Genomic DNA, 10,237 nt, shown 5'->3' with positions numbered 1-10,237 from the left:
TTTAAGAGTAAATTGTCATTCTTCCAATTTACGAGCGACAGCTCCCTTTACACAAGGGAGCCTTATTTGCTAAAATTCAACACTTTACATCTAGCACCACAAACCCAAATTTCTAAAACTAATTATACTATTCAACAGACAAAACAAATTTATAATACTAAGACAGCTACAATTTTTATTACGACTATACAAACCAAAGAATATACTACAAATGAAAAATGGGAGTGCATTGTTGCACTCCCATATGGATAGAAAAACTTTTAATATAAATTATTATAAATTATTTAAAAATCTGAATATCGCCGATTAGAGGAAGACCTTTCATCTTGCCCTGACAAGCATTAACAATGCCCAAAATCATAAATACAAATACAACAATTGAAACAACAGAGTTAAGTACTGTACCAACATAAGGGATAAAAGAAAGGAAACCACCTATTACTGATGCGATAAATAGGATTAAACCTTGACCTAGGTGGAAACGAACAAACTTATTCTTGTTTGCTGCAATTGCAGGAATAATAAGTAGACAACCAAGATAAGAAAGAACTGCCATAACCTTACCGTCATTGATTTCCTGTTCACTAACACCATCAGCATTTACATTCTGCTGATTTGGGTTGTAGTTGTTATACTGTACATTTTGCTGATTTGGTGTGTAATTGTTCTGCTGAACATTCTGTTGATTTTCTACAGGTGCACCACATTCACCACAGAAAGTATCATTATCTTTAAGTTTTGCACCACAGTTTTTACAATTCATAATGTGTCCTCCATATTCTTTTTTTAAGAAAATAATTACTTGTAAATAATTACCGATTGAGTATAACACAAAATTCGACATATTACAAGGGAAATGTTAATAAATTTACAAATGCACAAAATATGTACTAATGTTTATTTTATAATTACTAAAAATACTAACAAAAAAGAGAGCCGGTAAAGGCTCTCTAATTTATATTTTGTTATTAGCTGAATATACTTGCTCCACCATATACAAGACTTGCTAGATTTGAGTAATCAGTACCATAAAAAATTGCAGTGAAAATTGTATCCAAAATTAATGCAGCAATTTTATAAGCAATATATGCTCCTGCGATTGAAAGAGACTTAAACCATAATGATTTTTCATACTTGCTACCTTCAGCAACTTTTTCAATAACACCAAGTAATAATACAATGAAGATAACATCAGCAACAGTAGCTACATATGTAACTAACTGACCATTAACAAACTGTGTATGAATTAAATTAAAAATACAGTTAACTGCTAATGAAAATACTACCGGTAAATAAGCTCCTGATGTTGCATTAAGTGCATTTATGTAAGATACCTTATTATTTTTAGCCATTTTAGCAATTACAAATATCATTGTGCCAAATGCAAAGAATTTTGATGCCGGATTATAAATACCGTAAATAATAGCGAAAGCTGTACTTGCATAATATGAACCTATTACTGAGAATAAACTACCTAAACAACCTAAGATAACAATTGTAACTGCAAACACTAACCACATATGGTTCTTTTCTGTAAGAAGTGTTGTTGGCTTTTCAATGTAACCTTTCTTGAAGAAATCTAGGAATACATCCTTGGCACTGTTAAACCAAGTTAGAATAGGTGATGGTTCAGTCTTTACATTCTGTTGTGGCACTTGGTTGCCATAAGGAACATTCTGATTAGGCATACCGTTGAACTGAGGGTTACGGTTAGGTGCTTGATTGAACTGTGGGTTTTGATTAAACTGTGGTTGCTGGTTTGGCATACCGTTATTAACCTGTGGGTTTTGGTTAGGCATTGGATTTGCCTGTGAATTTTGGTTAGCCTGTGGGTTCTGATTTGGAACTTGGTTAGCCTGTTGAACATTTGGGTTAGGGTTCTGCTGTGGCTGTTCAATTTTGTTACCACAATTTGTGCAGAAAGTTGCGTTATCAGGAATATCCTGACCACATTTGTTACATTTCATAATCTTCCTCCATAATGTCTTGTGTCATATTTTGACAAATTATTAACAATTAATATTATACCATACAAAACTCTACAAAACAATTATTATATTGTACAAACTAAGAAAACTTTGCATATTATATATTATTGAAAAAGTTACTGATTTATAATATAATTTTTATGAGGTAATAATATGAAATATAACAGAATTTTTAAAGGAATTTTCTTGAAACGACCTAATAGATTTATTGCATATGTAAACATAAACGGTAATGAAGAAGTTGTCCATGTTAAGAATACCGGCAGATGTAGGGAACTTTTAACTGATAATGCAACTGTACTGTGTGAAAAAAGTGACAACCCTAACCGTAAAACTCAGTATGACCTTGTGGCAGTTTATAAAGGCGACAGACTTATTAATATGGATAGTCAAGCCCCTAACAAGGTGTTTTATGAGTATTTGCAAAGTGGCAGATTTAGGGATAACTTAACTTGCATAAAACCTGAATATAAATACGGTTCATCAAGAATTGATTTTTATTGTGAAAGTAATGAAGAAAAATATTTGATTGAAGTTAAGGGTGTTACTCTTGAGAATGATGGTGTTGTGTCTTTTCCCGATGCACCTACAGAAAGAGGGATTAAGCACATTGAAGAACTGATTAAAGCTAAAGAACAAGGCTATAATACAGTAATAGCATTTGTTATTCAGATGGATAATGTAAAGTACTTTACACCTAATAATGTGACACATAAGGCTTTTGGTGATGCACTGATTAAAGCCTATAACAGTGGTGTTGAAATTTTATGTTTAGATTGTAATGTAACAGAAGAGTCACTTAAAATAAAAGATAAAGTTGATTATAAATTATAAGGAGAAAATTATGCTAAATATAGGAGCGCATTTATCAATATCAAAAGGCTTTTTAGCTTGTGGCAAAGAGGCTACTTCAATCGGTGCAAATACATTTCAATTTTTCACCAGAAACCCAAGAGGTGGCAAGGCTAAGGAGATTGACCCTAATGACACAAATGCTTTGCTTGAATATATGAAAGAAAATAACTTTTCGAAAATTCTGGCACATGCACCATATACCCTTAATCCTTGTTCAAAAACCGAAAAGACAAGAGAATTCGCCCTAGAAACAATGAAAGATGATTTAAGAAGAATGGAGTATCTGCCAAACAACTTATATAACTTTCATCCCGGTAGTCATGTGGGACAAGGAATAGAAAAGGGAATAGAGCTTATTGTAAATCAGCTGAATGAAGTTTTGTTTGAAGATATGACTACAACTGTATTATTAGAAACTATGGCAGGTAAAGGTACAGAAGTAGGTTCAAAATTTCAGGAATTAAAAGAAATACTTGATGGTGTTACCCTTAATGAAAAGATGGGTGTTTGCCTAGACACTTGCCATGTATTTGACGGTGGTTACGATATTAAGGATAATTTGGAAGATGTGTTGGAAGAATTTGATAAGGTAATCGGTATTCATAAGTTAAAGGCTATCCACCTAAACGACAGTAAAAACTTCTTAGGTTGTCATAAAGACCGTCACGAAAAAATCGGTGAAGGTGGTATTGGCTTAGATGCATTGGTTGGTGTTATCAATCACCCTAAGCTAAAGGACTTGCCTTTCTTCCTAGAAACACCAAATGATTTAGATGGTTATAAAGCAGAAATCACCTTGCTAAGAGAAAATTATAAATTTTAGTTTTTCTTTTTAAATTTTGTTTGTGGGTTAAGATGAAAAATAAAATTTGTAGAACTGATTAACCTTAGCCTACAATCAAAATAAAAAATAAATTAATGAAACTTATATTAACCCACAGACAAAATTAAAAACCTTAAAGTAAAATAGCTTAGAATTTATCTAGGCTATTTTTTATTTTATATAAAATGTCGAAAGGTGTGGGATTGTGAAATTTTATGGGGAAAGATTTAACATAACTTAACAAAAATAAATTTACATTTAACTTTTCTTAGATTTTTGATTTAACAAAGTAATAGTAAGATAAAGTTGTACTTGAGAGGTACAGAAAAGATAAAATCTAAATTAAAAAAGAGGTAAAAGAAAAAATGAAAAAGTTAATATGTTCAGTTATGGTAATTGCTTTAGTTGCAATTTCACTAGTTGGTTGTGGTAGTTCAAACAACAGTAGCAGTGACAGTAGTAATGGTAACAAAGTAACAGGTGACATTACTGTTGTATCAAGAGAAGATGGTTCAGGTACTCGTGGTGCTTTCACAGAACTACTTGGTATTGTAGATGACAAAGAAAATGACGCAACAACAGAAAGTGCTGAAATTACAAACAGTACATCAGTTATGATGACAACAGTTCAGGGTAACGACAATGCAATCGGTTATGTTTCTCTAGGTTCACTTTCTGACTCAGTTAAGGAAGTAACAGTTGACGGTGTTGAAGGTACTGCTGAAAATGTAAAGAGTGGTAAGTACAAAATCTCTCGTCCATTTAACCTATGTTATTATGACGGTAAACTTTCAAAACTTGCTGAAGACCTAATCAACTTCATTATGAGTGACGAAGGTCAAAAGACAGTTGATAAAGAAGGTTACATCTCAGTAGAAAGTGGTAAATCTTACAAGGCTAGTGGTCTAAAGGGTAAAATCACAGTTGCCGGTTCAACATCAGTTGCTCCTCTAATGAATGTAATTGCTGATGAATACAAGAAGCTAAATCCCGGTGTAACAATCGAAATTCAGGAATTAGGTTCAACAGCTGGTATTCAGTCAGCTACAGAAAAAGCAGTTGATATTGGTATGTCATCTCGTGAACTAAAGGATGACGAAGCAAAAACTCTAGCAACAAAGAAAATTGCTATGGACGGTATAGCAGTAATCGTTAACAAAAACAATTCAATTGATAATCTAACATCTGACCAAATCAAGTCAATTTATCTTGGCGAAACAACTTCTTGGGACGACATCAAGTAAAATCGAAAGAAACATTTAGGCAGAGTTAACCTCTGCCTATAACTTTAGAACGGAGAATTAGTTTGAGTAATGTAAAAGAAGTCCTAATGAAAATTCTGTTTCTATTGTGTGCTTGTATTTCAATTTTAGCAGTTGCAGTAATTTGTATTTTTATCTTTGCAAATGGTGTTCCTGCAATAGGCAAAATTGGTTTTACGGACTTTATATTCGGTACACATTGGAGACCTAACTCAGGGGAGTTTGGCATCTTCCCAATGATTGTAGCAAGTATTTATGTTACTGCCGGAGCAATTGTAATCGGTGTTCCTATCGGTATTTTGACTGCAGTATTCTTAGCTTGTTATTGTCCTAAGAAAATTTATAAAGTAATTAAGCCACTTATTAACCTACTGGCAAGTATTCCATCAGTTGTTTATGGCTTTTTCTGCTTGGTGGTTGTAGTTCCAATTATTCAGGAGCTAACCCATACAAGTGGTAAAGGTATCTTAACTGCATCAATTCTACTTGGCATTATGATTTTGCCAACAATTATTAACACAACAGAATCTTCCATCAGAGCAGTACCCAATATGTACTTTGAGGGTTCTTTGGCACTTGGTGCAACAAAAGAAAGAAGTATCTTTAGGACAGTTATACCGGCAGCAAAAAGTGGTATTATGTCGGGTATTATCCTAAGTATCGGTAGAGCTATCGGTGAAACAATGGCAGTTGTAATGGTAGCCGGTAACCAGGCAATTATGCCAAAGAGCATTACAAGTGGTGTCAGAACACTTACAAGTAACATCGTTATGGAGATGGCATATGCAGAAGGTTTGCACAGAGAGGCACTTATTGCAACAGCAGTTGTACTGTTTGTGTTTATCTTAATCATTAACATATGTTTCTCAATAGTAATAAGAAAGAAGGATAAATAATGGACAAGCTAAAAACATATTTAAAACACCCTCTTTCATTTGTACTACTAATATTAATTGGTCTTGCATCAATAATTACTGTGGCAAGTATTATATTTATCATCATTTACATACTTGTAAACGGTATCCCTAACTTAACAACTGATTTGTTTAGCTTACACTACAACTCCAAGAATCAGTCCATGCTGCCATCAATCTTTAACACAGTGTTTATTACATTCCTAACACTGCTAATTGCAGTACCTATCGGTATTTTCTCAGCAGTTTATCTTGTTGAATATGCTAAGAAAGGCAGTAAGCTGGTTAAAGTTATCAGAGTTACAACAGAAACTCTAGCCGGTATTCCTTCCATTGTATTTGGTTTGTTCGGATTCCTAGCATTTGTTATTGCTTTAGGTTGGGGTTACTCAATGATAGCCGGTGTACTTACACTTGTAATGATGGTTCTTCCAACGATTATCAGAACAACAGAAGAGGCACTACTTGCAGTACCTAATTCATACAGAGAGGGTTCTTTCGGCTTAGGTGCAGGTAAAATAAGAACAATTTTTAAGATTATTGTGCCAACTGCAATTCCGGGTATTCTTTCAGGTGTTATTCTGGCAATCGGTAGAATTGTCGGTGAAACTGCAGCACTTATCTACACATCAGGTACAGTAGCAGAAACTGCAACAAGCCTTACAGACTCTGCAAGAACATTGTCGGTTCACCTATATTGCTTGTTGTCAGAAGGTTTATTCACAAACCAAGCCTATGCAACTGCAGTTATACTTTTACTACTTGTTGTTGGTATCAACGCACTATCAAACTTTATTGCAAAGAAACTTGCAAAGAAATAAGGAGAAATAATGAACAAATTTGATATAAATGACCTTGTACTTCATTATGGAGATTTCAAGGCTATCAAGGGTATTAACCTTGGTATTGAACAAAACAAAATTACCTCTTTTATTGGACCATCCGGTTGTGGTAAATCAACTGTACTAAAGACACTTAACAGAATGAATGACCTTGTAGAAGGTTGCAAGATTGAGGGTCAGGTGCTTTTAGACGGTCAAGACATTTTTAAAGATATTGATGTTAACACTCTTAGAAAAAGAGTAGGTATGGTTTTTCAGCATCCAAACCCATTTCCAATGAGTATTTACGATAACCTAACTTATGGTCCTATTACTCATGGTATCAGAAAGAAAAGTGAACTTAACGAAATTGTAGAAACAACTTTACGACAAGCTGCTTTGTGGGATGAAGTTAAGGATAAGTTAAAGAAGTCAGCACTTGCACTTTCAGGTGGTCAGCAACAAAGACTATGTATTGCCAGAGCCTTAACAGTTAATCCGGAAGTAATCCTAATGGATGAACCTACATCAGCCCTTGACCCAATCTCAACATCAAAGATTGAGGACTTAACACTTGAACTTAAGGACAAATACACAATTGTTATTGTTACTCACTCAATGCAACAAGCAGCCAGAATTTCTGACAAAACTGCATTTTTCCTACTTGGTGAGGTTGTTGAATATGGTGACACACATCAGATTTTCTCAACACCAAAGAATAAGAAAACAGAAGATTATATTTCAGGAAGGTTCGGATAATTATGAGAGATAACTTTAACAAACAACTTGAAGACCTATATTCAAGCGTAAAGTATATGGGTAGCTTATGTGAAAAGGCAATTGAAAATGCATCTCAGACTGTTGTTGGAGATAATGCTGATAAAATTAAGGAATATGCAAAGAATGTAAATTTCTATGAAAAAGAAATTAACCATAGTGAAGACTATATCGAAAAGCTATGTATGGAACTTTTACTTCATCAGCAACCTGTAGCCAGTGACTTAAGAACAGTTTCCTCTGCACTAAAGCTAATTTCCGATATGGAGAGAATCGGTGACCAAGCCTCAGATATTACTGAACTTTCAGGATATATTAATAACTGTGAATTTAACGGAAAAATTCACCTAAAGGATATGTTCAAGGCTACTATTGACCTTGTAAAGAAAGCAGTAACATCATTCTCAGAAAAGAACCTTGAAATGGCACAAAGTGCTATTCTTGATGATGATATTATTGACAACTACTTTGATAAAGTTAAGATTGAACTTATTCAGATGATTCAAAGTAATATAGATGCTGAACTTTGTGTTGACCTACTAATGGTTGCAAAGTATCTTGAAAGAATAGGTGACCACTCAGTAAATATTGCAGAATGGGTTGTTTATTCAATTACAGGTGTTCACAAGGATATGAATTAACTTTTTTATTAATTTTCCCTTACTCATTTAGAGAGGCAATCCAAAATTTGGGTTGCCTTTTCTTTATTTTTAAATAATATTAAAAAATTCTAAAATAAATTTAACATTTAACATAGATTTAACATTCTGCAAAACTTATATTTTACATTGTACTGTTAGAATGAAGATAATATGAAAATAGGAGAAATGAGTATGGGTATTCTAAACATATTAAATCTAATTGGTGGACTTGCACTTTTTCTTTTTGGTATGCAATTTATGGGAGATGCACTTGAGAAAAGAGCAGGTGGTAAGCTAGAATCTATCCTGGCAAGAATGACCTCTAATAAGTGGAAAGGTTTTTTGCTTGGTCTTGCCGTTACAGCAGTAATCCAGTCTAGTTCAGCAACAACAGTTATGGTTGTTGGTTTCGTAAACTCCGGTATTATGGTGCTAAGACAAGCCATCAGCGTTATTATGGGTGCTAACATTGGTACAACAGTTACTTCATGGATACTTAGTTTAACAGGTATAGAGAGTGATAACATCTTCGTTAGCCTACTAAAGCCAAGTTCATTTACACCAATCCTTGCCCTTGTAGGTATTATCCTTTATATGTTCCTAAAGAGTAATAAAAGTAAGGATGTTGGACAAATTCTTCTAGGCTTTGCAGTCCTAATGTTTGGTATGGAATCAATGAGTGATGCAGTTGCACCACTTAAGGATGTACCGGAATTTCAGGACATTCTATTAATGTTCACAAACCCTGTTCTTGGTGTATTAGCAGGTGCAATTCTTACTGCAGTTATTCAGAGTTCATCAGCATCAGTTGGTATTCTTCAGGCACTAAGTTCAACAGGTCAAATCACATTTGGTTCTGCTATTCCTATTATTATGGGTCAGAACATCGGTACTTGTGTAACTGCACTAATTTCTTCAATCGGTGCAAACAAAGGTGCTAAGAGAGCAGCAGTAGTTCATCTATGCTTTAACATTGGTGGTACAATTATTTGGCTAACTGTATTTGAAGTTCTGAATATGTTTGTACATTTTGATTTCTTAGCCAACCAAATCGGCGTAATGGGTATTGCTATTGTACACACAGTATTTAATGTTCTATGTACTTTAACATTCCTACCATTAACTAAGCAGTTAGAAAAGTTAGCTTGTATTATTGTTAGAGATAATCACAAGGAACAGAAGATTAAGACTCTTGATAAAAGACTATATGCAACTCCGGCAGTAGCTATTGAAAACTGCTCAAAGGTTGTTGTTCAAATGGCAACAGAAGCATTTACATCAATAAAAAGTGCATATTCATTAATAAATAAATATGACCAAAATATTGCAGAAGAAATTAGAAATTCAGAAAAGAAAGTTGATAAGCTGGAAGATGATATCGGTAACTATCTACTTGGTTTATCGGCTCAAAGTTTAACTGATAAGGATAACTTAACAGTATCAAAGTATCTTCACTTAATCGGTGACCTGGAGAGAATTTCCGACCATGCAGTAGGACTAATGAGTTCAGCAAGAGAAATTGATGAGAAAAGTTTAACTTTCTCAGATACTGCAAAGAAAGAAATTAAACAAATGTACTGTGCAGTTGAGGAAATCATTAACTACACTTTAAAGACTTTAACTGATGATGACTTAAGGTCAGCAGCAGAAATCGGTCCACTTGAAGAAGTTATTGATGAACTGAAGAATCAACTTCAGAAGAACCATATTAAGAGATTACAGAACAAAGGTTGTACTATTGAAATGGGCTTTATCCTATCAGATGTTACAACAATTCTTGAAAGAGTTTCTGACCATTGCAACAACATTGCACTTTGCATTATTGAAGCAAATAGAGAAAGTATGGGTATTCATGAACAAAGTAAGTACCTAAAGAAGTCAAACCCTCTGTTCCAAGAAAAGTATGAAAAGTATTACGATAAATATGCAATCGCTTAATTTTTAAATTCTATATAACTTGATATTTTATTTAAAACTCCCTTGTGCTGAAAGGAAATAGATATTTAGTTAACTTTAAGTTGATTGTCATTTTATAGTGATGTCAGTTTAAATAGATTTAAAATTGATTTAGATGATTAAAAAATTGATTTAGATGATTAAAAAATTGATTTAGATGATTAAAAAATTGATTTAGATGATTAAAAAATTGATTTAGA

11 protein-coding genes are annotated in these 10,237 nt (G+C 33.5%); 9 read left to right on the top strand and 2 right to left on the bottom strand.

Annotated features, from left to right (window positions below; translation table 11 throughout):
* Positions 1 to 252: hypothetical protein (locus WMO18_RS09785; protein WP_367286570.1), on the top strand; the 252-nt coding region annotated here is incomplete at its 5' end.
* Positions 253 to 280: 28 nt separating this feature from the next.
* On the opposite strand, the gene WMO18_RS09780 is transcribed toward WMO18_RS09785, so the two are convergent.
* Positions 281 to 763, bottom strand: coding sequence for a DUF4870 domain-containing protein (locus WMO18_RS09780; RefSeq protein WP_211148090.1), 483 nt, complete (start codon positions 761 to 763; stop codon positions 281 to 283).
* 205 nt (positions 764 to 968) lie between these two features.
* On the bottom strand, positions 969 to 1,967 hold the full coding sequence (locus WMO18_RS09775) for a zinc ribbon domain-containing protein (protein ID WP_211148091.1): 999 nt from the start codon (positions 1,965 to 1,967) through the stop codon (positions 969 to 971).
* A gap of 174 nt (positions 1,968 to 2,141) precedes the next feature.
* Between WMO18_RS09775 and sfsA the strand changes: the two genes are divergently transcribed.
* From sfsA to WMO18_RS09735, 8 genes are all read left to right on the top strand, one after another.
* Positions 2,142 to 2,822, top strand: coding sequence for a DNA/RNA nuclease SfsA (gene sfsA / locus WMO18_RS09770; protein ID WP_022505681.1), 681 nt, complete (start codon positions 2,142 to 2,144; stop codon positions 2,820 to 2,822).
* Between the two features lie 10 nt (positions 2,823 to 2,832).
* Positions 2,833 to 3,666, top strand: a complete 834-nt coding sequence (locus tag WMO18_RS09765; protein ID WP_022505680.1) for a deoxyribonuclease IV — start codon at positions 2,833 to 2,835, stop codon at positions 3,664 to 3,666.
* 365 nt (positions 3,667 to 4,031) lie between these two features.
* Positions 4,032 to 4,910 (top strand): substrate-binding domain-containing protein, encoded by an 879-nt coding sequence (locus tag WMO18_RS09760; protein ID WP_211148092.1) that lies wholly within the window; start codon positions 4,032 to 4,034, stop codon positions 4,908 to 4,910.
* An 86-nt stretch (positions 4,911 to 4,996) separates the two neighbouring features.
* Positions 4,997 to 5,824 (top strand): phosphate ABC transporter permease subunit PstC, encoded by an 828-nt coding sequence (pstC, locus tag WMO18_RS09755; protein WP_496196869.1) that lies wholly within the window; start codon positions 4,997 to 4,999, stop codon positions 5,822 to 5,824.
* Entirely contained in the window at positions 5,824 to 6,663 is an 840-nt protein-coding gene (pstA, locus tag WMO18_RS09750) for a phosphate ABC transporter permease PstA (protein ID WP_022505677.1), read from the top strand. Before pstC ends, pstA begins: the two co-directional genes overlap by 1 nt.
* 9 nt (positions 6,664 to 6,672) lie before the next feature.
* Positions 6,673 to 7,422 (top strand): phosphate ABC transporter ATP-binding protein PstB, encoded by a 750-nt coding sequence (gene pstB, locus WMO18_RS09745; RefSeq protein ID WP_211148094.1) that lies wholly within the window; start codon positions 6,673 to 6,675, stop codon positions 7,420 to 7,422.
* A gap of 2 nt (positions 7,423 to 7,424) precedes the next feature.
* Positions 7,425 to 8,081 (top strand): phosphate signaling complex protein PhoU, encoded by a 657-nt coding sequence (gene phoU / locus WMO18_RS09740; protein ID WP_211148095.1) that lies wholly within the window; start codon positions 7,425 to 7,427, stop codon positions 8,079 to 8,081.
* A 192-nt stretch (positions 8,082 to 8,273) separates the two neighbouring features.
* Positions 8,274 to 10,019: a Na/Pi cotransporter family protein gene (locus WMO18_RS09735; protein WP_211148096.1), complete on the top strand. Its 1,746-nt coding sequence runs from the start codon at positions 8,274 to 8,276 to the stop codon at positions 10,017 to 10,019.
* Positions 10,020 to 10,237 lie beyond the last annotated feature (218 nt).

The sequence above is a fragment of the Ruminococcoides intestinihominis genome, from assembly GCF_040096285.1.
GTDB classification, from domain to species: Bacteria; Bacillota; Clostridia; order Oscillospirales; family Acutalibacteraceae; genus Ruminococcoides; species Ruminococcoides intestinihominis.
The sequence above is the reverse complement of the archived record's forward strand: the minus strand, read 5'-3'. Positions and strand labels throughout refer to the sequence as shown.

Coding starts and splice junctions, on each gene's coding strand:
- WMO18_RS09780 (WP_211148090.1), bottom strand. CDS start 763: ATGAATTGTAAAAACTGTGGTGCAAAACTTAAAGATAATGATACTTTC.
- WMO18_RS09775 (WP_211148091.1), bottom strand. CDS start 1,967: ATGAAATGTAACAAATGTGGTCAGGATATTCCTGATAACGCAACTTTC.
- sfsA (WP_022505681.1), top strand. CDS start 2,142: ATGAAATATAACAGAATTTTTAAAGGAATTTTCTTGAAACGACCTAAT.
- WMO18_RS09765 (WP_022505680.1), top strand. CDS start 2,833: ATGCTAAATATAGGAGCGCATTTATCAATATCAAAAGGCTTTTTAGCT.
- WMO18_RS09760 (WP_211148092.1), top strand. CDS start 4,032: ATGAAAAAGTTAATATGTTCAGTTATGGTAATTGCTTTAGTTGCAATT.
- pstC (WP_496196869.1), top strand. CDS start 4,997: ATGAAAATTCTGTTTCTATTGTGTGCTTGTATTTCAATTTTAGCAGTT.
- pstA (WP_022505677.1), top strand. CDS start 5,824: ATGGACAAGCTAAAAACATATTTAAAACACCCTCTTTCATTTGTACTA.
- pstB (WP_211148094.1), top strand. CDS start 6,673: ATGAACAAATTTGATATAAATGACCTTGTACTTCATTATGGAGATTTC.
- phoU (WP_211148095.1), top strand. CDS start 7,425: ATGAGAGATAACTTTAACAAACAACTTGAAGACCTATATTCAAGCGTA.
- WMO18_RS09735 (WP_211148096.1), top strand. CDS start 8,274: ATGGGTATTCTAAACATATTAAATCTAATTGGTGGACTTGCACTTTTT.